General features: G+C 72.3%; 23 protein-coding genes and 2 tRNA genes. 12 read left to right on the forward strand and 13 right to left on the reverse strand.

The window, feature by feature from the left end; all coding sequences use genetic code 11:
• Window positions 1-178: 178 nt before the first annotated feature.
• Window positions 179-1,138, forward strand: coding sequence for a helix-turn-helix domain-containing protein (locus LL648_RS35440; protein WP_232667202.1), 960 nt, complete (start codon window positions 179-181; stop codon window positions 1,136-1,138).
• On the opposite strand, the gene LL648_RS35445 is transcribed toward LL648_RS35440, so the two are convergent.
• Both LL648_RS35445 and LL648_RS35450 read right to left on the reverse strand, forming a co-directional pair.
• Entirely contained in the window at window positions 1,122-1,745 is a 624-nt protein-coding gene (locus tag LL648_RS35445; protein WP_232667225.1) for an alpha/beta hydrolase, read from the reverse strand. The genes LL648_RS35440 and LL648_RS35445 overlap by 17 nt on opposite strands.
• A gap of 99 nt (window positions 1,746-1,844) precedes the next feature.
• A tRNA-Gly gene (locus LL648_RS35450) sits at window positions 1,845-1,918 on the reverse strand.
• Between the two features lie 134 nt (window positions 1,919-2,052).
• On the opposite strand from LL648_RS35450, the gene LL648_RS35455 reads away from it, so the two are divergent.
• A complete protein-coding gene (locus LL648_RS35455) occupies window positions 2,053-2,739 on the forward strand; it encodes a hypothetical protein (RefSeq protein ID WP_232667203.1) in 687 nt (228 codons plus the stop codon).
• Window positions 2,740-2,783: 44 nt separating this feature from the next.
• A tRNA-Pro gene (locus LL648_RS35460) sits at window positions 2,784-2,860 on the forward strand.
• On the opposite strand, the gene LL648_RS35465 is transcribed toward LL648_RS35460, so the two are convergent.
• Window positions 2,839-3,558, reverse strand: a complete 720-nt coding sequence (locus tag LL648_RS35465; protein WP_255687195.1) for a class I SAM-dependent methyltransferase — start codon at window positions 3,556-3,558, stop codon at window positions 2,839-2,841. The two genes, LL648_RS35460 and LL648_RS35465, sit on opposite strands and share 22 nt — an antisense overlap.
• 191 nt (window positions 3,559-3,749) lie before the next feature.
• Here LL648_RS35465 and LL648_RS35470 point away from each other — a divergent pair, with 191 nt between their 5' ends.
• Genes LL648_RS35470 through LL648_RS35480 form a run of 3 tightly spaced genes read left to right on the forward strand, consistent with a single transcriptional unit; the run spans window position 3,750 to window position 6,218 of the window.
• Window positions 3,750-4,667 carry a COX15/CtaA family protein gene (locus tag LL648_RS35470; protein ID WP_232667205.1) on the forward strand — a complete coding sequence of 306 codons (918 nt, stop codon included), beginning with the start codon at window positions 3,750-3,752 and terminating at the stop codon, window positions 4,665-4,667.
• 1 nt (window position 4,668) lies between these two features.
• Window positions 4,669-5,322: an RraA family protein gene (locus LL648_RS35475; RefSeq protein ID WP_232667206.1), complete on the forward strand. Its 654-nt coding sequence runs from the start codon at window positions 4,669-4,671 to the stop codon at window positions 5,320-5,322.
• The gene (locus tag LL648_RS35480) at window positions 5,319-6,218 is read left to right on the forward strand and encodes an alpha/beta fold hydrolase (protein WP_232667207.1); all 900 of its coding nucleotides are present in this window, start codon (window positions 5,319-5,321) and stop codon (window positions 6,216-6,218) included. The genes LL648_RS35475 and LL648_RS35480 overlap by 4 nt, the downstream gene beginning before the upstream one ends.
• On the opposite strand, the gene LL648_RS35485 is transcribed toward LL648_RS35480, so the two are convergent.
• Window positions 6,215-7,000: a sulfite exporter TauE/SafE family protein gene (locus tag LL648_RS35485; protein ID WP_232667208.1), complete on the reverse strand. Its 786-nt coding sequence runs from the start codon at window positions 6,998-7,000 to the stop codon at window positions 6,215-6,217. The two genes, LL648_RS35480 and LL648_RS35485, sit on opposite strands and share 4 nt — an antisense overlap.
• A gap of 549 nt (window positions 7,001-7,549) precedes the next feature.
• Between LL648_RS35485 and LL648_RS35490 the strand changes: the two genes are divergently transcribed.
• Window positions 7,550-8,029 carry a GNAT family N-acetyltransferase gene (locus tag LL648_RS35490; RefSeq protein WP_232667209.1) on the forward strand — a complete coding sequence of 160 codons (480 nt, stop codon included), beginning with the start codon at window positions 7,550-7,552 and terminating at the stop codon, window positions 8,027-8,029.
• Between the two features lie 4 nt (window positions 8,030-8,033).
• Here LL648_RS35490 and LL648_RS35495 read toward each other — a convergent pair whose 3' ends face one another.
• The gene (locus LL648_RS35495; protein ID WP_232667210.1) at window positions 8,034-8,186 is read right to left on the reverse strand and encodes a hypothetical protein; all 153 of its coding nucleotides are present in this window, start codon (window positions 8,184-8,186) and stop codon (window positions 8,034-8,036) included.
• Between the two features lie 48 nt (window positions 8,187-8,234).
• Here LL648_RS35495 and LL648_RS35500 point away from each other — a divergent pair, with 48 nt between their 5' ends.
• On the forward strand, window positions 8,235-9,011 hold the full coding sequence (locus LL648_RS35500; protein ID WP_232667211.1) for a neutral zinc metallopeptidase: 777 nt from the start codon (window positions 8,235-8,237) through the stop codon (window positions 9,009-9,011).
• Between the two features lie 86 nt (window positions 9,012-9,097).
• Here LL648_RS35500 and LL648_RS35505 read toward each other — a convergent pair whose 3' ends face one another.
• Window positions 9,098-9,838 (reverse strand): HAD-IIA family hydrolase, encoded by a 741-nt coding sequence (locus LL648_RS35505; RefSeq protein WP_232667226.1) that lies wholly within the window; start codon window positions 9,836-9,838, stop codon window positions 9,098-9,100.
• A gap of 104 nt (window positions 9,839-9,942) precedes the next feature.
• On the opposite strand from LL648_RS35505, the gene LL648_RS35510 reads away from it, so the two are divergent.
• Window positions 9,943-10,746: a hypothetical protein gene (locus LL648_RS35510; RefSeq protein WP_232667212.1), complete on the forward strand. Its 804-nt coding sequence runs from the start codon at window positions 9,943-9,945 to the stop codon at window positions 10,744-10,746.
• Window positions 10,747-10,892: 146 nt separating this feature from the next.
• Here the strand turns inward: LL648_RS35510 and LL648_RS35515 are convergent, their stop codons facing one another.
• Window positions 10,893-11,963 carry a winged helix DNA-binding domain-containing protein gene (locus tag LL648_RS35515; RefSeq protein ID WP_232667213.1) on the reverse strand — a complete coding sequence of 357 codons (1,071 nt, stop codon included), beginning with the start codon at window positions 11,961-11,963 and terminating at the stop codon, window positions 10,893-10,895.
• Complete coding sequence (locus tag LL648_RS35520) at window positions 11,960-13,129, reverse strand: epoxide hydrolase family protein (RefSeq protein WP_232667214.1); 1,170 nt, start codon at window positions 13,127-13,129, stop codon at window positions 11,960-11,962. Before LL648_RS35520 ends, LL648_RS35515 begins: the two co-directional genes overlap by 4 nt.
• A 63-nt stretch (window positions 13,130-13,192) precedes the next feature.
• Between LL648_RS35520 and LL648_RS35525 the strand changes: the two genes are divergently transcribed.
• Window positions 13,193-14,149 (forward strand): helix-turn-helix transcriptional regulator, encoded by a 957-nt coding sequence (locus LL648_RS35525; protein ID WP_232667215.1) that lies wholly within the window; start codon window positions 13,193-13,195, stop codon window positions 14,147-14,149.
• A 75-nt stretch (window positions 14,150-14,224) separates the two neighbouring features.
• Here LL648_RS35525 and LL648_RS35530 read toward each other — a convergent pair whose 3' ends face one another.
• Complete coding sequence (locus tag LL648_RS35530) at window positions 14,225-15,082, reverse strand: thermonuclease family protein (RefSeq protein ID WP_232667216.1); 858 nt, start codon at window positions 15,080-15,082, stop codon at window positions 14,225-14,227.
• 139 nt (window positions 15,083-15,221) lie between these two features.
• Between LL648_RS35530 and LL648_RS35535 the strand changes: the two genes are divergently transcribed.
• A complete protein-coding gene (locus LL648_RS35535) occupies window positions 15,222-16,424 on the forward strand; it encodes a cytochrome P450 family protein (protein WP_232667217.1) in 1,203 nt (400 codons plus the stop codon).
• Here the strand turns inward: LL648_RS35535 and LL648_RS35540 are convergent.
• The 4 genes from LL648_RS35540 to LL648_RS35555 form a co-directional block, all read right to left on the reverse strand.
• Window positions 16,411-17,232 (reverse strand): Fpg/Nei family DNA glycosylase, encoded by an 822-nt coding sequence (locus LL648_RS35540; RefSeq protein WP_232667218.1) that lies wholly within the window; start codon window positions 17,230-17,232, stop codon window positions 16,411-16,413. The genes LL648_RS35535 and LL648_RS35540 overlap by 14 nt on opposite strands.
• Before the next feature lie 13 nt (window positions 17,233-17,245).
• A complete protein-coding gene (locus LL648_RS35545) occupies window positions 17,246-17,737 on the reverse strand; it encodes a ribose-5-phosphate isomerase (RefSeq protein WP_232667219.1) in 492 nt (163 codons plus the stop codon).
• Between the two features lie 35 nt (window positions 17,738-17,772).
• On the reverse strand, window positions 17,773-18,351 hold the full coding sequence (locus tag LL648_RS35550; protein ID WP_232667220.1) for a DUF937 domain-containing protein: 579 nt from the start codon (window positions 18,349-18,351) through the stop codon (window positions 17,773-17,775).
• 268 nt (window positions 18,352-18,619) lie between these two features.
• On the reverse strand, window positions 18,620-19,792 hold the full coding sequence (locus LL648_RS35555) for an AI-2E family transporter (RefSeq protein WP_232667221.1): 1,173 nt from the start codon (window positions 19,790-19,792) through the stop codon (window positions 18,620-18,622).
• A 247-nt stretch (window positions 19,793-20,039) separates the two neighbouring features.
• Between LL648_RS35555 and LL648_RS35560 the strand changes: the two genes are divergently transcribed.
• Window positions 20,040-21,902 carry an ABC transporter ATP-binding protein gene (locus tag LL648_RS35560; RefSeq protein ID WP_232667227.1) on the forward strand — a complete coding sequence of 621 codons (1,863 nt, stop codon included), beginning with the start codon at window positions 20,040-20,042 and terminating at the stop codon, window positions 21,900-21,902.
• Window positions 21,903-22,084 lie beyond the last annotated feature (182 nt).

Here is a 22,084-nt window from a genome sequence, read left to right on the forward strand (position 1 = left end):
GATCGCCGGACGGCCCCACGCTAGGACGAGCGCGCCGAGGTGTGGCATTGCCGGCGCTGCACGACAACGATCCGGTCCGGCGGTGCGCTCCCTGACAATCCCGGGGGCGACCATCGAGACCTGGTGCCCGTGAGGAACGGCCGCGATGATGTCGGCAACGTCGTCACCGGAGACCGACATGCCCCTGCTCGTCGACACCAGCACCGTGCCTGCGCCCGACCGGTTCGACTACTGGGCCGGTGCGCACGACCGGGTCCTGCACCCGCTGCGCCTCGATCGCCCTGGCCGCGATCCCTTCACCGGTCGCATCCAGGCCCACCGCGTCGGGGCCGTCACCGTGTTCCGCATCGAGGGTGACGCGTCGGCGATCGAGCGGACCGCACGGCTCGTGGCGCAGCAGGATCCGGAGGAGCTGCAGGTCACGCACCTGGTGCGGGGCCGGTTCCGGATCGAGCAGGGCGGCCGCACCGCGTTCGTCGGCGCCGGTGATCTCGCCGGCTACGAGACGTCGCACCCGTACCGGGTCGAGTCGGCAGGGCCGTTCGAGCTGCTGCTGTTCACGCTCCCGCGGACGCTGCTCGGCGCCCGCGCCGACGCGATCTGCGCGCGGACCGCCAGCACCCTCGACGGCCGGTCGGGGACGGTCGCGATCGCCGGGTCGTTCCTGCGCAACCTCGCCGACCGCATAGAGGACGGCAGCCTCGACGCGAACGCGGCCGGGCTGGGTGACTGCGTCGCGGACATGGTGCGGATGGTGTTCAGCGCCGACCGCTCGTCCACGGCGAACATCGACCGGCCGGTCGATGCGCTCTTCACGCAGGTCACGGCCTACGTCGACGTGCACATCGCCGATCCGGCGCTCACCCCGCGCAGCCTGGCGGCGGCGCACTTCGTCTCGCCGCGGCTGCTGCACCGCACGTTCGCGGAGCGGGGGCACACCGTCGCCGGCTGGATCCGCACCCGCCGGCTCGACACGGTCGCCCGCGACCTGTCCGACCCGGCGCTGGCAGCCCGCTCCATCCGGGCCGTCGCGGCGTCGCGCGGGTTCACCGACACGCCCCACTTCAACCGGTTGTTCCGGCAGGTCCACGGCTGCACGCCCGGCGAGTACCGGGCGGGGCTCAGCGCACCGAGGTGAGCAACTCCCGGGTAGCGGCGACCGCGTCGTCGTTGACGCGGTGCTCGCGATCGTCGTAAACCCGCCGATCGACCACCGCGCCACGATCGCGCAGGACGACCATCGTCTCGTCGACCCGATCGAGCGGGACCCATGCGTCGTGGCGGCTGCTCGCCAGTAGCACGGGGGTCCCCTCCAGCGAGCCGCCCGGCCCGGGCCGGTACCCGGGCGGCCCGAAGAATCCCCCGGTCAGCAGCGCGGCGCCGGCGAACCGGCGCGGCGCACGCAGGAGCAGCTCGGTCACCAGGCACGCCCCTTGGGAGAAGCCGACCAGCACTGTCCGGTCGAGGCCGAAACCCGTCGCTGCCACGGCCGCCTCGATGGCGGCCAACGCATGGTCGAGGGCGGGCTGGTTGCGCGCCTCCGGCTCGGTGAACCGGCCCGGGTACCAGGTACGGCCCGCCGCGCGGGGCAGCAGATAGGCCACGTCGTCGACCGCGACCCGGTCCAGCACCGCGAGCATGTACTCCGGGTCCTGGTCCCGACCGTGCACCACGACAGCGGCCGCGCGTGCACTGCCGGCCGGAGCACCGGCTGCCGCGACCGGTTCGAGCAGGTGCGGATTCATCACCGGCCCATCGTGTCCGACGGACATGACACCGCAAAGAGGCTGGTGCCGACCGACGACAACGGCGTTCACCGTCGGAGAGAAACTGCTGGTCAGAGCTGGAGCGGGCGACGGGAATCGAACCCGCGTAGCCAGTTTGGAAGACTGGGGCTCTACCATTGAGCTACGCCCGCGTGCCCGCGGGGCGGGCCCGCGAACCCCCTCAGCCTAGCGGATGCCGTCGTGACCGTTTCCGGCCACCACCGCCACCCCCGAAATCGGCGCGCCGCAGCGGCCGGACATACCGGACACTGGTCCGGGGGGATCGATGGACATCATCGTGGTCGACGACGTCAGCGTCCGGACCGTGGTGTTGACGCTGCGGCACCGCACGCTGCCGCTGACGTTCACCCTGTTCCCGATGATGCACGTCGGGGAGCCCGCGTTCTACGACGCGGTCGCGGAGCAGCTGCGCACCCACGACCTGATCGTCGCCGAGGGCGTCGGGTCGAGTGTGCCGACCGACCTCCTGACGTTGACCTACCGCTTCGCCGGCGACAACCCGCGGCTGGGCCTGGTGGTCCAGCCCGGCCGGATGATCGACGTCGGGGTGCCGCTCGTACGGCCTGACATGACCGGTCCGGAGTTCGAGAAGCGGTGGCGGACGATCCGGCGCTGGGAGCGGGCGATGGTGTGGGCGCTCGCGCCGGTCGTTGGGCTGCACATGCGGCTGTTCGCGTCGCGGAAGTACCTGGCGAGCATGGCCGAGCTCGACGACGACGTCATCATGCTCCGCGACGAGCCCGACCTCGAGCTGCGACGTGTGATCGGCGACGAGCGCGACGCGCTGCTCACGCAGGCTCTCGCGGAGATCGTCGACACCCGCGGCCACGAACCGATCAAGGTGGCCGTCGTCTACGGCGCCGAACACGTGCACCCCGTCGTGACGTTCCTGTCCGCCCGCTACCGCTACGTCCCCCGCGCCGCCGAGTGGCTCACGATCTTCCACATCTGACCGCGCCGGAACCCGGTCGCGCGGTGCGCATACACTGCCGTCAACGGGGTGTAGCGCAGCTTGGTAGCGCACTCGCTTTGGGAGCGAGGGGCCGTGGGTTCAAATCCCGCCACCCCGACCAGCACGTTGTGGCGGCCCGTCGCGCCCCGGCAGGCGCACGGTGAGGGCGAGGGCGTTCGGAAGCGGGCCGGCGCCGTGCTCGCCCACGCGCTCGATGACGAATCCCGCGGCCAGCACAGCCATGAACAGGTCCGCCAACGGGACGTGCCGCATACCGACACGTCGCCGGATACCGTCCGGACGCCACCACGGTGCTTCACGGTGCCAGTCGGCGATCCGGTAGCCCGGGTGCACCGTTTGACCACCGTCGTCGCGGCCTTCCACACATGGGCCGTTGAAGCAGGGGTGGACGCCGTAGATCAACAACGTCCCACCCGGACGTAAGACGCGGGCGGATTCAGCGACGACGGCCGCGAAGTCGTCCACGTCTGTCGAGATCCACATCGCGGTGACCAGGTCGAACGTTCCGTCGGCGAACGGGAGCTGCGCCGCGTCCCCTTGGATCAGCGGCCCGGCCCGCCGCTGCGCGATCCTGAGCTGGTCGATCGAGCGGTCGAGCCCGACGACCTGCCGGCCCGTGCCGTCCAGCATCGCGACGTACTGCCCCGTCCCGCAGCACAGGTCGAGGCACAGGCCGGACCCGGGTCCGAGCAGCCCGGCGACCTCCTGGCGATGCCACGCGGCTCGTTTCGTTGGTCTGGTCGTACCACGTGGCGTGACCGTCGTACCGGGCTTCGTTCCGCGTTTCCATAGCGACATCGTGTCGTCCCGACCCCGCCGCCACGTCACGCCAACGCTGGTGTGTGCGTCGTTTGCTTGCGACCTCGTCTTCGGTGGCTCGACGTGCTGCTGGTCAAGGTCGTCTCGATCAGCGGCAAGGACGTGAAGCTCGAGACGCGGCCGGCCTGACCCTGCGGCGTCGACGGCACGCCCGTTCCTACTATGGGTGCGTGAGCCTCAGAACCCGCGACGATGCCGCCGCGCCCATCCACGGGCACCGTCTGGCGGTGTGGACGGCCGTCGCCGGGCTGGTCGCGAACATCGTGATCGTCCTGACCGGGTCGTTGGTGCGCCTGACCGGTTCCGGCCTGGGCTGCCCGGAGTGGCCGCGGTGCACCACCGACTCGTTCGTCACGACCCCCGAGATGGGGATCCACGGCCTGATCGAGTTCAGCAACCGGGCCATGGGGATCATCGTCGGCTTCATCACCCTCGCGCTGCTCTACGCCGCCGTCCGGCACGGCCGGCGCACCCGCCTGACCGTCGGGCTGGCGGTCGGCGCGCTCGTCGGTGTGCTGGCGCAGGGGTTCATCGGCGGGCTGAGCGTCACGCAGGAGCTCGCCCCCGAGATCGTCGCGGTGCACTTCCTGGTCAGCATGGTGATCGTCGCCGCCGTCACGGTCCTGGTCGACGTGCTGCGCAGGCCGGACGCCCGCACCGGGCAACCGACGCACCGCGAGATCGGCTGGCTCGTCACGGCGCTGCCGGTGCTGCTGGTGATCGTGCTCGTGCTGGGCACCGTCGTCACCGGCAGCGGGCCGCACGCCGGCGACGAGAACGCCCGCCGGTTCGGCCTCGACCCGGCCACGATGAGCCAGGCGCACGCCGACTCCGTGCTGGTCTTCATGGGCGTCCAGCTCGCCGTGCTGGTGGCGCTGCGGATCACGCTGGCCCCGGCGCACCAGCGCCGCGCCGCCGGGCTCCTGCTCGTGGCGTCGCTGGTCCAGGGCCTGATCGGGTTCGCGCAGTATGCGGGCGGCCTACCCGTCCCGCTGGTCGCCACGCACGTCCTGGGGGCGGCCATCGTCACCGCCGCGACGACGAACCTCGTGCTCGCGATGCGGCGAACCGTCACCGTGGGGGTCTGAGATGGAGTTGGTCGCGCGGCTGCGCGCGCTGCAGGTGTCGTCGCTCAGCGACGCCGACAAGACGCTCCCCATATGCGACCCGGCCATCCGGGCGGTCCTGCCGGACGTGACGCTGGCCGGACCGGCCCGCACCGTCCGCGCCGACGGCGATCTGCTCGGCATGGTCGCGGCGCTGGGTGCGGCCGAGCCGGGCGAGGTGCTGGTCGTCGCGACGGGCGGGGTGAAGCTGGCCGCCTCCGGTGAGCTCTTCGCCGGCGAGGCCCGACGCAAGGGGCTCGCCGGCATCGTGATCGACGGCTACTGCCGCGACCTGCGCGGGTTGCGCAATGTGGGGCTGCCGGTGTTCGCGCGCGGCTCCGTGCCCGCGGCGGGGACGATGGCCGGGCCGGCCGTGCTCGACGAGCCCGTCGACATCGGCGGCGTGCCGGTCCGCAGCGGCGACATCGTCTTCGGCGACGACGACGGGCTGCTGATCGCCCCGGCCGAGCGGATCGAAGCGGCGCTCGACAGGGCCGAGGAGATCGAGCGCGTCGAGGCCAGGGTGGCAGCCGCGCTGGCCGCCGGCACGCCGCTCGCGGACCTCACCAACGCCGCGGATCACCTGCGGGCGCTCGCCGCCGGCGAGCCGTCCACGTTCCGGTTCCTGCCGGCATGACCGATCCCGACCTGCCCCCGGAGGCGGCGGAATGGGGTCACGGGCACGTGACCGACCACGCCGGACACCGCATGCACTACACGCGCGGCGGGCGCGGCCCGACAGTCGTCTGCCTGCACGGCTGGCCCGGCTTCTGGTACGACTACCGCAGGCTGCGGCCGCTGCTCGAACCGGACGCCGACGTGATCGCGCTCGACCTGCGCGGCTTCGGCGGATCCGATCGCCCCGACCTCCCGCTCGCCGAGTACACCCGCGCCGCGCAGGCCGCGGCGGTGAGCTCGGCGCTCGACGCGCTCGGCGTCGAGCGCGCCGTGCTGGTCGGTTACGACGTCGGCTCCGGTGTTGCCGTCCAGATCGCCCGCGACACCCCGGAGCGGGTCGCGGCGCTGGTGCTCGGCAACCCCATGCACCCCGGTGCCGGCACGCTCGCGCTCGAACCCGAGCGGCGCGGGGAGTTCTGGTACCAGGACTTCCACCTCCTCGACATGGCCGAGGAGCTGATCGACGGCGACCCGCGCGCGGTCCGCGCCTACCTGCGGCACTTCTACGGGCACTGGGGCGAGCGGCAGCCGGCGATCGGGCCCGCCCACCTCGACGCCGTCGTCCGCGCCTACCAGCCGCCGGGCGCCTTCCGCGCGAGCGTCAACTGGTACCGGGCCGGCGCGTCGACGATCCCGGCGGCGCTGGCCGCGCGCAACCAACCGCCGCTGCCACCCGTTACCGTTCCGGCGGAGGTGCTGTGGGGCGAGGCCGACCCGGTGTTCCCCCCGGCATTCGCCGCGGGCCTGGAGGCGACGCTGCCGGGGCACCGGCTCACGATGCTCCCCGGCGTCGGGCACTTCGGGCCGCTCGAAGCGGCCGACGACTTCGCGGCCGCTGTCCGGCGGGTGCTCTAAAGGAGAGCTTCGAGCCCGACGAACACGCCGGTCAGGCCGATCACGACGGCGAACGCGGTGGCGAGCGCGGGCCCCGACACCTTGTCGGTCAACCGCTTCCCGACGAGCGTGCCCACGACCGCCGCGGCGGCGAACGGCAGCACAACGGCCGGATCGACGTCGATCGAGCCCGCTCGCGTGGCCAGGCCCGCGACCGAGTTCAGCGTGATGACCAGCAACGACGTCCCGATCGCCGACGTCATCGGCAACCGCAGCCCGATGATGAGCGCGGGCACGGCGAGGAACCCGCCGCCGACGCCGAGCAGCCCGGTGAGGAACCCGACGAGCGCACCGGCGAGCACGATCCGCACGGCGAGGGCGGTCACCGGCGGCGCCATCACCGCAATGCCGCCACCAGCGGAAACGTCGTCGTGCCGGCGCTCTCCGCTCGCCTCGATGAGCAGCGCCACCGCCGCCAGCAGGGTGAGGCCGGCGAACCCGAGCAGCAGCACGTGCTCCGGCGCCCGCGCGCTGAGGACCGACCCGAGGGCCGCGGCGGGAACGCCCACCGCACCGAACGCGATCCCGGTCCCCCACCGGACGTGCCCGCAGCGCACGCGGGCCAGCGTGCCGGTGAGTGCTGTGGCAGCGACGATGATCAGGCTGCCGGTCGTGGCGTCGTGCGCGCTCTGCCCGAGCACGTAGACGAGAACGGGGACCGTCAGCACCCCGCCGCCACCGCCGAAGGCGCCGATGACGAGCCCGATCACGACGCCGAGCACCGCGGCGAGCAGCAGCGTCACAACGACGCTCCCACCCTGCGGATCACGACGGCTAATGTACGGTCATTTGAAGGGAGCGGCAACACCTGCGGTGCGCGAGGTCGCGCAGGATGTGTGCGTTCCGCACGCGAGGGCAGGAAAGCCACTTTCCGGCCCTCACAGGGCAGGAAAGTGGCTTTCCTGCCCTCCCCAGGACACCATCGGGACACCGCAATCGCCCTGGCGCACGTGGGGTAGGTACAGCCGCTCAGAACGGGACGGTGGCGGAGTGCGCCGCGGCGACGATCGCGCTCACGCGCCGCACGAAGCGGCGCCAGAGGCTCGTGCGGCGTGGGGTGGTGTCGGTCATGGCTGTCCTCGTGACGACGGGTCGGGGGCGCTCGTGCGCGACCCGGCCCCGAGAGGTCAGCGGGCGCGCGAACCCCGGCGACACCGCCGGTCGTCGACCGACAGCTGGTCCATCGCGAGGAGGCACACGCAGAACGTGTGTCGCGTCGGAGCAGCCATATGACCAGTGCACCATCTCCAACTTCATCGTGCAATCCCGCTGAACTCGGGCAAGCTGGAGGGGTGACCGGTATCCGGACGGCAGACCCGTCGGACGACGCCAAGCTCGTGGCGATCGACGCCGCCACATGGACGGAAACGGTGTCCCCCGCACCGGCACCGTCGGGCCCGTGGTCGTTCTTCGAACGCGCCGACCCGCAGGACGTCCTGGTCGCCGAGCTGGACGGCGCGGTGGCCGGGTACGCGGCGATCGGCAACACCAGCCCGATGCCGTCGCACCAGCACGTCCTTGAGCTGCGTGGGCTCGCGGTCGACCCGGCCGCGCAGGGCCGCGGGGTCGGGCACCTTCTGGTGGAAGCGGCCGTCGAGGAGGCCCGCCGCCGCGGCGCGCTCAAGATCACGCTGCGGGTGCTGGCGTCGAACCTCGTGGCCCGCCGGCTCTACGAGCGGTGCGGGTTCGAGGTCGAGGGCGTGCTGCGCGGTGAGTTCAAGCTCGGCGGCACGTTCGTCGACGACGTGCTGATGGCGCGGTCGCTGGCGTGACCGCTCAGGCCGCGGTCTCCCATTGCCGCCACTGCGTCATCGCCGCCCCGCAGTCGGGGCACGGCACCTCACACCCCACGTGCTCGGCGCCGGCCAGCTCGGCCTCGACGCCACAGCCCAGGCAGTTCCACCAGCCGGTTGTGTCGGTCGTCTCCATGCCGAGCACGGTAAATCACACCCCTGTCATTTTCGGGAGGCTCGACCCGTGACGTGGTCCTCGACCGGTTCAGCTGCAGCAACGCCCGCCCGTAGGCCGCGGTCGCGGTGGCGACGCACGGCCGCGTCCGCGTTGCTCGTGATGGTGCTGACCGGCTGCTCGGTAGCGGTCACGGGGATGGCGAGCCCCGCGGCCGCCCCCGCCGGCCAGCAACCCGGCACCACGCAGGCGCTGCCCGTCGGCGTCGACCCCGCCGAGATCGCCGACGACGTCCGCAACGCCGAGCAGATCGTCAACACGTACTGGCAGAACCACTGGGCCGAGTTCTTCCCCGGCAGCACCTACCAGCCGCCGCGCGTCGTCGGGCTCTACGACGGCTCGAAGCCCAGCCCCGACCTCCCGACCTGCGGCGGTGAGCCCCTGCCCCCCGACAACGCGCTGTACTGCCCGGAGGGCGACTTCGTCGCCTGGGACGTCTCGCTGATGGCGCGTGGGGTCGTGATCGGCGACGGCTGGGTCTACCTGATCATCGCCCACGAGTGGGGCCACGCCGTGCAGGCACGCATCGCCGAGGCGCAGAACTCGCAGCAGAGCGAGCTGCAGGCCGACTGCTTCGCGGGCGCCGTGCTGTACGGGGCGGCGAACGACGGGCTCCTGACGCTGGAGGAGGGCGACGTCCGCGAGATCGCGAACTCCCTCACCGAGGCCGCCGACGAGACGCCGTGGACGACCAGCCGCGACCACGGCGACCCGTTCCAACGGATCGGGGCGTTCGACATCGGCCGCCGCAGCGGGGTCCCGGGCTGCCTGCCGATGGCGGGTTAGCTGCGGCGATCGCTGGAGGGCAGGAAAGCCACTTTCCTGCCCTCACAGGGCCTGAAAGTGGCTTTCCTGCCCTACCCGTAGCCGGGCTAGATCTCGTCCACCAGGTCCGCGATCGACGACACCACCCGGTGCGGCCGGTACGGGAACCGGTCGATCTCCTCGGCGGCGACGATCCCGGTGAGCACGAGCACCGTGCGCATGCCGGCCTCCAGGCCGGCGACGATGTCGGTGTCCATCCGGTCGCCGATCATCACCGTCGTCTCGGAGTGCGCCTCCAGCCGGTTCAGCGCGGCGCGCATCATCAGCGGGTTCGGCTTGCCGACGTAGTACGGGTCGACCCCGGTGGCCCTCGTCATCAGCGCGGCGACGGAGCCCGTCGCGGGCAGCACGCCCTCGCTCGACGGCCCGGTCGCGTCGGGGTTGGTGGCAACGAACCGCGCACCCGCGTTGATCAGCCGGATCGCCGTGGTGACGGCCTCGAAGCTGTAGGTGCGGGTCTCGCCGAGCACGACGTAGTCGGGCCGGTTGTCGGTCAGGACGTACCCGATCTCGTGAAGGGCCGTCGTGAGCCCGGCCTCACCGACGACGTACGCACTGCCTTGCGGGCGCTGCCCGTCGAGGAACGCCGCGGTGGCGAGCGCGGAGGTCCAGATCGACTCGACGGGCAGGTCGATCCCGCTCGACCGCAACCGGAACTGCAGGTCGCGCGGGGTGAAGATGGAGTTGTTGGTCAGGACGAGGAACGGCTTGCCGGTCGCGCGCAGCCGTTCGATGAACGCATCGGCACCGGGGATCAGACGTCCTTCGTGCACGAGGACGCCGTCCATGTCGGTCATCCAGCACTCGATCGGCTTCTGGTCGCTCACGGGCGCCAGAGTAGGGAACGATGGGCCTCCGGATCCCGTTGGGCCTGGTGAGGGAGTTGATGGACATGACAGGCACGATCATCACCATCGTTGTCGTCGTCCTGATCGCTGCCGGCGTGTTCTGGCTCGTGCGGCAGCGTTCCGCCGCGCAGGCACGCGAGCTGGAGGACGCCCGCTCCGAGGCACGGCGCTGGGTGGAGCGGCTCGGCGGCCAGGTGCTGAACCTCGAAGGCACCGACGACGCGTCCCGGCAGGCGATGGCCGACGCAGCCGAGCGGTACAACGCCGCGGGCTCGCAGATGGACCAAGCGCGCAGCGTCACGCAGGCCCGGCAGGTCACCGAGACCGCGTACGAGGGCCTCTATTACGTCCGCGCCGCCCGCACCGCGATGGGCCTCGACCCCGGGCCGGAGCTGCCGCCGCTGCCCGGTCAGCAGCGCGCGGGCGCGGTCAGCGAGGAGCGCGACGTCGAGGTCGAGGGCCACGCGTACAGCGCGTCGCCCAACCCGTCCGACCGCAACCGGCACTACTACCCCGGCGGCACCGTCGCCGGCCGCCCGGTGCCGCAGGGCTGGTACTCCGAGCCGTGGTGGCGGCCCGCGCTGATCGCCGGGGCGTGGGGCGTCGGGTCGATGCTGCTGTTCAGCAGCATGTTCGCCGGGATGTCCGGCGTCGCCTACGCCGACGGCTTCGACGCCGGCATGGCCTACGACGACGCGCAGGGCGACGTCGGCGCCGACTGGGGCGGCGACCAGGGCGGCGGCATGGACGGCGGGATGGACGGCGGCGGGTTCGACGGGGGTGGCTTCGACGGGGGTGGCTTCGACGGCGGCGGGATGGACGGCGGCTTCGGGGGCGGCGACTTCTAGCGCGCCCGAGCGATGACGAGGGCAGGAAAGCCACTTTCCTGCCCTGTGAGGGCCGGAAAGTGGCTTTGCTGCCCTTGCGTGCGGAACGCACAGATGCGGCCGCCGAACGCGGTCAGCCATCCGCCGGTAGCGGCCGACGTGGGTGCCTATGGGTGGGGTTCTATCCGCACCCTCGCCGGGAGCTCGGGCCACAGCGCCGCGAGCATCCGTTCACCCTCCGAGACCACGGCGTCCGGGTCGGCGAACGGCTCGAAGGCGCGCACGAGCATCCCGTCGGGCCCCGTGCTCCACAGCCCCGCCGCCATGCCGTCCACCAGCAGCGGCCGCACGGGGAGCAGCAGCACCTTCGACCGGTGCTGCGTCGGCAGGATGCGGGTGCGGTCGTCGTGCCCGAGCAGCGCGTTGTCGAACTCGCCGAGGAACCGCGGCGGCGCGGGCGTCTCCGGGTCGGGCAGCGGGCCGTCGTGCACGTCGAGCAGCGTGCGGCCCTTCTCGTCGGCGAAACGGCGCAGGTCCAGCCGCTTCACGACGTCGCGGATCCCGCCGACGCCGGTGAACGTCCGCACGTCCGACGTCGTCGCGGGGCCGAACGCGCGCAGGTAGCGCAGCACCAGCTCGTCGGCGTCGAGCGACGTGCCGAGCGGGCGGCCGAGCGTCTCGGGCAGCAGCGCGAGCCGCGCCTTCCCGGTGCTGCCCCACACCCCGCGCGGCGGCACCTGCAGCAGCGGCGCGTGGTACTGCACGGCGAGGCCCAGCTGCGAGGGCTTGTTGTCCCACCGCTCGGCCAGGAGTGTGCCGAGCTCCGTCGTGGTCATCGGCTGGTCCTTCAGCAGCGCCAGGCCCGCCTCGACGACCTCGTCGACGTCGACCCCGACCAGCTCCTTGCCCACCGGCCCGAACACGCGGTGGTGCAGCGCCCTGACCAGCGGATACAGCATCAGGCTGTCGTCGGGGGTGGTCAGGTGGATCGTCGCGCGCAGCGTGACCGCGCGGATCAGCGAGTAGTCGGCGACGAGCTTGCCGAGCTCGGCGGGGTCGAACCCGGCGACCCGCGACCAGAGGCCGAGGTAGGGCGCGCCGGGCACCTGCGCCTGCACGGCGACGAGGTGCGCGACGGCATCGGCGACGCTCATCTCGGCGCGGCGCAGCAGGAGCTGGCGCTCGAGCAGCGCGCGGTTGAGCGCACGCTGCCCGAGCACCGGGAGCGCCTCGCTCACCGGAGCCCCGCGAAGAACGCCCGCACGTCGTCGACCAGCAGGTCCGGCACCTCCATGGCCGGGAAGTGCCCGCCGGTGCCGTACTCGGTCCAGCGCGTGATGTTGCCCTGGTCGATCATGGCGCGCACCGAGAAGTCGATGGCGAAGACGGCTACGGCGGTCGGCACGACCGGAGCGTCCCACACCTGCGGTGCGTCCTCGCCGAGCGACCACGCGTTCGGGCCGTTCATGCTCTCGTAGATGAACTGGGCCGACGCGGCGCCGGCGCCGTTGAACCAGGACGCGGTGATCGAGGTGAGCAGCTGGTCGCGGTCGACGGCCTCCTCCGGCAGCCCTTTCGCCGGGTCGGTCCACGCCTGGAACTTCTCGACGATCCACGCCAGCTGGGCGACCGGCGAGTCGTTGAGCGCGACGCCGATCGTCGAGGGCTGGTTGGACTGCAGCGTGAGGTAGCCGGAGCCGGAACGGTCGAACTCGGCTGCCCGCCGCAGCCGGTCGCGCTCGACGTCGGTGAGCACCGACTCGTCGGGCGCCGGGCCGAAGTTCGTCGGGCCGTTCATGTGGATGCCCGCCACCGCGCCGGGAGCGGCGCCGGCCAGCATGCCCGCGACGCCCGCGCCCACGTCCCCGCCCTGCGTGCCGTAGCGCTCGTAGCCCAGCCGGCGCATCAGCTCGGCGTAGGCGCCCACCGTGCGCGGCAGGCCCCAGCCGGTTGTCGTGACCGGCGGCGAGAACCCGAAGCCGGGCAGCGACGGGATGACCAGGTGGAACGCGTCGCGCGGGTCGCCGCCGTGCGCGCGCGGGTCGGTGAGCGGGCCGATGATCTTCTCGAACTCGACGACCGAGCTCGGCCAACCGTGGCTGACCAGCAGCGGCAGCGCGTCCGGCTCGGGCGAGCGCACGTGCAGGAAGTGGATGGGCTGACCGTCGATCTCGGTGACGAACTGCGGCAGCTCGTTGAGACGGGCCTCCTGCGCCCTCCAGTCGAAGCCGTCGCGCCAGTACTCGGCCAGCTCGCGCAGGTAGCCGATCGGGGTGCCGCGCTCCCAGCCGACGCCGGGCAGCTCGCGGGGCCAGCGGGTGCGGGAGAGCCGGTCGCGCAGGTCGTCGAGATCGGCCTGCGGGACGTCGATGCGGAAGGGCCTGACCTCGGTGCTGGTGTCCATGAGGAGAACGCTACGAGCAATTGCGGAAAGGAATGTTCCGCATCTTGGTGCGAGAATCGACGGATGTTGCCGACCTCGGCCCGTCTGCTCCGCCTGCTGTCGTTGCTGCAGGCCCACCGCGAGTGGAGCGGCCCGGCGCTCGCCGCCCGGCTCGGGGTGACCACCCGGACCGTCCGGAACGACGTCGAGCGGCTGCGCGAGCTGGGCTACCCGGTGGACGCGACCCCGGGGCCGAGCGGCGGCTACCGGCTCGGGCCCGGCGCGGAGGTGCCGCCCCTGCTGCTCGACGACGAGGAGGCCGTCGCGGTGGCCGTCGGGTTGCGGTCGGCGGCGCTGGGCTCGGTCGGCGGGATCGAGGAGACGTCGGTTCGTGCGCTCGCGAAGCTGGAGCAGGTGCTGCCGTCGCGGCTGCGCCACCGCGTGTCGACGCTGACCTCGGCGATGGTGCCGGCGCCGGGCGCCGGGCCGACCGTCGCGGCCGAGGTGCTCACAGCCATCGCCGCCGCGGTGCGAGACCACCAGCGTCTGCGCTTCGACTACGCCGACCACGCCGGCCGGACGACCCGCCGCGACACCGAGCCGCACCGGCTGGTGCACACCGGTCGTCGCTGGTACCTCGTGGCGTGGGACGTCGAGCGGGACGGCTGGCGCACGTTCCGCGCCGACCGGGTCGGGCCGCGCATCCCGACTGGCCCGCGGTTCGTCCCGCGCGAACCGCCCGCGCAGGACCTCGCCGAGTACGTGACGCGCGGCGCCGGCTCGGCGATGTGGCAGGCCCGCGCGAGGGTGCGACTGCACGTCCCGGCGGCCGCGATCGCGGGGCGGATCACACCCGCGATGGGCACGCTCGAACCGCTCGACGACGGACACTGCGTCTTCAGCACCGGCTCCGACTCGCTGCCGATGCTGGCGAACTACCTGGGCTTCCTCGGCGTCGACTTCGACGTGCTCGACCCGCCGGAGCTCGCGGAGCACATCGCCGCGCTGGGCGCCCGACTCCTACGAGCCGCAGCGCGCTGACCCCCGAACTTCCCCACCGTTTTGGGTGGATGCGCGCTCTGGGAGCGCGCAAGTGCACAAAACGGTGGGGAAGTTCTACAGGTCGAGCGCTTGGCGGGCCTCCTCGAGGTCGTCCTGCCAGATCCACATCCGGTACGGCGGCTCGATCTTGTGGAAGCCGTAGAGGCCCAGCTCCTCGCGCGTGCGGACGTCGACGCACACGCGACGGAACGCCGAGGCGATCCGCTCGGCAGGTGGCACGGGCGGCCGGTCGGTGCGGTCGCGCGCGCCGAGCTTGATGCAGGCGCGGTACTCGTACCCGAGCAGGAGGTCGGCGCCGAACTCCGCCCACGCGCCGAGCTTCTGCTGCCACGCCGTCTCGGCGGCCTTCAGCGCGGTGTTCAGGTCGTCGTCGCGCGGCAGCGACGGGTAGATCGGGAAGAGGACGGCCCAGCCCTCCTCGATCAGCTGCAGGTTGAACGTCCGGCGTCGGGGGTCGTCGCGCGGCGGGAGCGGCGGCTTGAGCCAGGGGGTGACGTAGGCGAGCAGGCGTCCGTTCTCCTCGATCACCTCACCGGTCACGATCACGCCGACATCGGCATGGCCTTCCGCGTCGAACACCAGCCGCTCGGTGCGCATGCGCGTGAACTCGTCGGCCGCCCGGTGGCCCGCGGTGAGGTGGCGCAGCGCCGCGTCGCGGGTGAGCCGGGCGACGAAGTGGTCGCGCAGCGGCGCAGGAATCGCGTCGTAGGCGCCGCTGAGCAGGCGCTCGCGGCAGCGGTCGAGCGTGGCCTGCGCGGTGGCCGGGGCGCCGCCGACCTTCGACTCAGGGGTGTCGATCGACACCATCCGGACCGACTGGGCGATGTTGACGGTGTCGCCGTCGATGCCGCGCAGCAGCGGAGCGTCGTACGGGCGGCGGGTGGTCGGTACGAACCCGAAGCTGACGGCCATCTGGAGTCTCCTCACAAGAGGTTTCGCTCCTGGTGAGGCGAAGATGCCACGATTTGATACCCAGCTCATGCCCTGTGGACGTTTGTGGCTTCATCGGAACGTCAGTCGAGTTATAGATGATCATCACTATCGTGGTGGTATGACCACAGAGACCGTGCCCTCTCCCTTCACCGAGACCAGTGGTGCGCTCCGGCACGCGGGGTTCGCCGAGCTGGCTGCCGCGGGCCCGGTGCAGAAGGTGATGCTCTTCACCGGGGTGCCGGCCTGGGTCGTCACCGGGTACGCGGAAGCCAGGGAGCTGCTGGCGCACCCGGATGTCGTCAAAGCGATCGGCGCGGGCCCGTTCCACGAGCAGCTGCCGTCGGACATCGGGAACGCGATGGAGCAGCACCTGCTCAGCGCCAACCCGCCCGACCACACGCGGCTGCGCAGGCTGGTCTCCGCGGCGTTCACCGTGCGCCGCACCGAGAAGCTGGCGCCGCGAATCGAGGAGGTGGCCGCCGAGCTGATCGACGAGATGGCTGCGCGGTCCCCGGGTCCGATCGACCTGGTCGCCTCCTACGGCTACCCGCTGCCGATGACGGTGATCACCGAGCTGCTCGGGGTGCCGGTGCAGGACCGGGAGAACTTCCGGAGGTGGTCGTCGGTCATCGTGAACGCCTCGGTGCAGACAGCGGAGACGTTCATCTCATCGGCGACCTCCATCGTGGGCCTGGTCAGGGAGCTGATCGCGCAGAAGCGCGAGGCGCCGGCCGACGACCTGCTCTCCGACCTCATCGCGGTCCGCGAAGGCGGCGACCGGCTCTCCGAGGACGAGCTGAGCTCGATGGTGTTCCTGCTGCTCGTCGCGGGGCACGAGACGACCGTCAACCTGATCTGCTCCGGCGTCGCCGCCCTGCTCGCCCGCCCCGAGCAGTGGGCGCTGCTGCGCGCGGAGCCGGAGCGGCTGCCGGCCGCCGTCGAGGAGCTGCTGCGCTTCGACGGACCGCTGATGGTCCCGGTCCCCTCGATCGCGCGGGCCCGGATCGAGATCGCCGGCGTGACGATCGAGCCGGGCGACGTCGTGCTGCCGGCGCTGCTCGCAGCGAACCGGGATCCGCGGCGGTTCGACCGCCCGGAGACGATGGACGTCACCAAGGAGCCGGCACAGCACCTGGCTTTCGGGCACGGCATCCACCACTGCCTCGGTGCCCCGCTGGCCCGCCTCGAAGGCCGCATCGCGATCGGCTCGCTGCTGCGGCGCTTCCCCGAGATGCGGCTCGCCGAGCCCGATGTGGAGCCCGCCCGCTACCCCGCGCTGCTGATGAACGGGCTGAGCGCGCTCCCCGTCAAGCTGGGATAGCCGCAGGCTGGCACGTCGGGCACCAGAACAGATTGCGCGCGGCGTGCTCGGCGCGCGCGATCGGTGTGCCGCAGACCAGGCACGGCATGCCGGCGCGGCGGTAGACGTAGACCTCGCCGCCGTGCCGGTCGCGGCGTGGGGCGCGCCCGGTGCGCCGCGGGTCGTGCTCGGGCGCGACGGTGTCGATGCGGCCCTTGCGCACCCCGGCCCGCATGAGCGTCACGAGGTCGGCCCAGAGCGCGTCCCACTGCTCGCGGGTCAGCGCGGCGCCGGGCAGCTGCGGGTCGATGCGGTGGCGGAAGAGCGCCTCCGCCCGGTAGACGTTGCCGACGCCCGCGATCACCGCCTGGTCCATCAGCAGCGTCGCGACCGGGGCGCGGGAGCGTCCGATGCGGGCCCAGGCGCGGTCGGGATCGGCGTCGCGGCGCAACGGGTCGGCGCCGAGCCGCGCCTTGATCGCACGGGCCTCCGCGGCGGTGAGCAGCTCGCACGCGGTGGGTCCGCGCAGGTCGACGACGTGCGTCTCGCCGATCATCCGCATCCTGACGAGCCCGCGCGGCTCACCGGCCGGCAGCGGCTCCTCGCTGAACTCCCCGTACAGGCCGAGGTGGACGTGCACGACGGCGTCGGGCCCGTAGTGGTGGAACAGGTGCTTGCCGTGCGCCTCGGTGCGCCGCAGCACCCGCCCGTCGACGAGCGCGGCCGATGCGCTGAACCGGCCCTGCGGGCTCGATACGCCGACGGCCCGCCCGGCGAACAGCGCGCGGTGCTGCCGGGCGAGCCGGTGCAGGGTGTGCCCTTCCGGCATGGTTCGCGCCGCCCTACCGGGCCGACGGGACCTGCTCGGGCGGCAGCGCCGGCGGCACCCCGGTGCGCTCGTACTCGGCGAGCAGGTCGATCCGGCGCTGGTGACGGGGGTCGCCGGAGAACGGCGTCGTCACGAAGGCGGCGACGATCCCCAGCGCGTCCTCCGTCGAGTGCATGCGCGCGCCGATCGAGACGACCTGCGCGTTGTTGTGCTGACGCGCCAACGTGGCCGTCTCGACGCTCCACGCCAGCGCCGCGCGCACGCCCGGCACCTTGTTGGCCGCGATCTGCTCGCCGTTGCCGGAGCCGCCGATAACGACGCCGAGGCTGCCCTCGTCGTCGAGGGTCCGCCGGGCGGCCTCGACGCAGAACGGCGGGTAGTCGTCGGCGGCGTCGTAGGAGATCGGGCCGACGTCGACGGCGTCGTGGCCGAGGGCGGACAGGTGCTCGACCAGCTTCGCCTTCAGCTCGAAGCCGGCATGGTCGGAACCGAGGTAGACACGCACGGCCGCGATTCTCCCCTACCGGGCGGACGGGCCGGTCAGCGGCGCCCGCCGCCGAGCAGGCCACCGAGCAGGTCACCGATGTTCGGGCCGCCGGCGGGCGCGCCGGAGCCGCTACCGCTGAGGACGCTGCCGAGCAGCCCGCCGAGCACGTCGCCGATGCCGCCACCCGCCGGTGCGGCCGGGGCCTGCGGCGCCGGCGCGGACGGCGCCATCGTCTCGCCGGTGAGCTTCTTCGCGAGCCACGCCATGACGATCGGCGCGAGGATGGGGAGCAGCTGCGCGATCAGCTCCTTGCCGCCGGGGCCGAGCCCGCCGAGCTGCTGGACGACCTGGTCCTCGTTCCGGCCGAACACGTGCCCGACGATCTTCTGGCCTTCCGCGGTGTCGACCTGGTCGAGGTCGACCCCGCCGTCCACCAGCCCGCCGTCGTGCTGCTGGACGGCCTGCGCGAACGACGATGCGCCGCCGGGGTCCTCCGTGTTGGCCTGGATGCCGCCCAGCAGCGCGGGCAGCGCCTGCCGAGTCGCCTGCTCCGCGGTCTGCTCGTCGACGCCGAGCTGACCGGCCAGCTGGCTGATCGGGATCTGGGACAGGATCTCCTCGACTGGACTCATCACAGCGCCTCTCTCGGGCTCCATCGCCGACGCGTGGTGTGCCGGCGGGCGGAGCGTAGCGACACCCGATCACATCGATCGAGTGCTCTTAGTGCGGCGGCCACGAACGTCCACCGGGCCGCTCGCGCGCCCAGACGACGCCTCGCGGCGCTGCCGCCCTTGCAATGACGCCCGGTCTGAGCTGCGGGCGGCGCCTTGCGACGCGCTGAAGATCACTTGGGCCTGGATCACGCGATCGACCCGGCAACGTTCGTGGCCACCACACCAGTCAGGAGGTGCGCGGCGGTTCGTCGGCCAGCGGTTCGGGCTCCGGTTCGGGCTCGGCCACCGGAGGCACGGGGGCGACGACCGGCGCGATCCCGGCCCGCATGTCGATCTGCTCGCCGAGGTAGCGCAGCACGACGGCCGCGGCCGCCGCGACGGGCACGGAGAGGAACGCGCCCGCGATGCCGTAGAGCGTGCTGCCGGCCGTCACGGCGAGCAGCACGACCGCTGCGTGCAGGCCGAGGCTGCGCGCCTGCAGGATCGGCTGCAGGACGTTGCCCTCGAGCTGCTGCACGACGAGGATGATCACCAGGACGATCACGGCCGCGGTGAACCCGTTGCTGACCAGCGCGACCAGCACCGCGAGGGCACCGGCGACGAGCGCGCCGACGATCGGCACGAACCCGCCGATGAACGTCAGCACGGCGAGCGGCAGCGCCAGCGGCACCCCGACGACGACCAGCCCGATGCCGATGAGCACGGCGTCGACGAGGCTCACGACGGCCTGCGTGCGGATGAACTCGCCGAGCGTCTTCCACACCCGGCGCAGCACCTCTGCGAGGTGCCCGCCGGCTCCGTCGCCGGCGACACCGTGCAGCCACGGGAGGAACCGCGGGCCGTCCTTCACGAAGAGGAAGGCGAGCACGATCGTCAGCAGCGCGGTCACGACGCCGGACGCGACACCGCCGATCCCGGTGAGCACGCTGGTCGCGATCGTCGAGACGCTCTGCTGCAGCTGGTTGGTGACCTGCATCAGGGCGGCGTCGAGCTGGCTCTGCGCGAGGTTGAGCGGCGGGCCGGAGAGCCATTGCTGGATGGCCTGGATGCCGCTCGACGCGCTCTGCGCGATCTGCCCGATGCTGCCCGAGACCGACGTCGTGACCAGCGCGATGATGCCGGCGAGCGCGATCATGCCGGCCAGCACGACGGTGCCGGCCGCCGCGGCGGGCGGGAAGCCGCGGCGGCGCAGCCAGTCGGTCGGCGGCCAGAGCAGCGTCGCGAGGATCAGCGCGAGCAGCACCGGCATCACGATCGACCACAGCCAGGCGATCACCCAGCCCACCAGCGCGACACCGGCCGCGACGAGCACGAGTCGAAGGCTCCAGCGCGCGGTCCAGCTCACGCCGGCGCCGATGGCCGATCCGCGGCCACGCAGCGGTGGCTCGGTGGTCGTCACGGCATCAGGCTGCCAGATCACGGTGAACATCCGGCGACCGGACACGCGGGCTTGACCTGTACCTGACTTCAGCTCCTAGCGTGGTCGCACACGAGCGGCACCGGAACTGTCGGTGCCACCCGCCATCATCGACACAGGCGCCCACCGATGAGTTCCGGCCACATCAGTGGTCAGAACGTGGGAGAGCCGGATGGCGCCTGTACCGAGGGAGCACGGGATGAGCATGGAGATGGTGGCGTGGACTTCGATGTACCACGCCGCGAACGCACAGGAGGACCGCCGGCCGTTCTCGATGGCGACGCTGCGCAGGATCGCGGGCTTCGCGGCGCCGCACCGCCGCCGCCTGGCCGCATTCCTGCTGGTCAGCGTCGTCGGTGCAGTGCTGGCGGTGGCCACCCCGGTGCTGGCGGGGCGGGTGGTCGACGCGATCGTCAACGGCGGCCCCATCGGCGTCGTCGTCGGGCTCGCGGTGCTGATCGCCGTGATCGCCGTCGTCGAGGCGGGCATCGGCATCTGGCAGCGCTTCCTGTCCGCGTCGCTGGGTGAGGGGCTGATCCTCGACCTGCGCGCGTCGGTGTTCGACCACGTGCAGCGCCAGCCGGTCGCGTTCTTCACCCGCACCCGCACGGGCGCGCTGGTCAGCAGGCTCAACAACGACGTCATCGGCGCGCAGCGTGCGTTCAGCGACACGCTCTCCGGTGTCGTGGGCAACCTCGTGACGCTGGCGCTGACGCTCGGGGTGATGCTGAGCCTGTCGTGGCAGGTCACCGTCCTCGCGCTGGTGCTGCTGCCGGTGTTCGTGCTCCCGGCCCGGCGGATGGGGCGCAAGCTGGCGAAGCTCGAGCGGGAGGCCGCGGCGCACAACTCCGCGATGAGCACGCAGATGACCGAGCGGTTCTCCGCGCCGGGCGCGACGCTCGTCAAGCTGTTCGGGCGGCCGGCCGAGGAGACCCGCGAGTTCGTCGCGCGGGCGGCGCGGGTGCGCGACATCGGGGTGCGCACCGCGATGGTGCAGTGGGTGTTCATCGCGTCGCTCACGCTGGTCTCCGCGCTCGCGTTGGCGCTGGTCTACGGCCTGGGTGGCTACTTCGCGCTCAGCGGTGGCATGGCCGCGGGCGACGTCGTCGCGCTCGCGCTGCTGCTGACCCGCCTCTACGCGCCGCTCACTGCGCTGGCGAGCGCGCGGGTCGAGGTGATGACCGCGCTGGTGAGCTTCGAGCGGGTCTTCGAGGTGCTCGACCTCCCGCCGCTGATCGCCGAGCCGGCAACGCCGATCGACCTGCCGGAGGGACCGCTCGCGGTCGAGTTCGACGAGGTCCGCTTCGGCTACCCGGCGGCCGACAAGGTGTCGCTCGCGTCGCTGGAGGAGGTCGCGCAGCTCGACGGTCGCGGCGGGGAGACCGTGCTGCACGACGTCTCCTTCCGCGCCGAGGCGGGGCAGATGATCGCGCTGGTGGGCTCGTCCGGTGCGGGCAAGTCGACGATCGCGCAGCTGCTGCCCCGGCTCTACGACGTCGATTCGGGTTCGGTGCGGATCGGCGGGGTCGATGTGCGTGGGCTGTCGTTCGACACGATCCGGGCGACGCTGGGCCTGGTCACGCAGGACGGGCACCTGTTCCACGAGTCGCTGCGCTCCAACCTGCTGCTCGCCCGGCCGGAGGCCACCGAGGACGAGCTGTGGGACGTCCTGCGCAGGGCGCGGCTCGCCGACCTGGTCGCCTCGCTGCCCGACGGGCTGGAGACGGTCGTCGGCGAACGCGGCTACCGGCTCTCCGGCGGCGAGCGCCAGCGCCTCACCATCGCCCGCCTGCTGCTCGCGAAGCCGCGGGTCGTCATCCTCGACGAGGCCACCGCCCACCTCGACTCCACCTCGGAGGCCGCGGTGCAGGAGGCGCTCGGCGAGGCACTGGAGGGGCGCACGGCCATCGTCATCGCCCACCGCCTCTCCACGATCCGCGCGGCCGACCAGATCCTCGTGCTGGAGGCGGGCCGGGTCATCGAGCGCGGCACGCACACCGAACTCATGGCCCGCGGCGGGCGCTACGCCGAGCTCCACCGCACCCAGTTCGACCAGCCGGGCGAGCCGACGCTCGCGGTCGCCGCGAGCTAGCCGGCGGGGGGTCAGGAAAGCCACTTTCATGCAACCACGTTGCATGAAAGTGGCTTTGCTGACGTTCCAGGGCGCGGGCGCGCTCGTGCCCCAACCCAGCGGAGGGGTCACGTCCCGCTGAGTGGTGGAGTTCGTGCTCGACACCGTGCGGGTCAGTGTGTGGTCATGATGCCGTGATGAGG

It is taken from the genome of Pseudonocardia sp. TRM90224 (assembly GCF_021245725.1).
In the GTDB taxonomy this organism is placed as follows: Bacteria; Actinomycetota; Actinomycetes; order Mycobacteriales; family Pseudonocardiaceae; genus Pseudonocardia.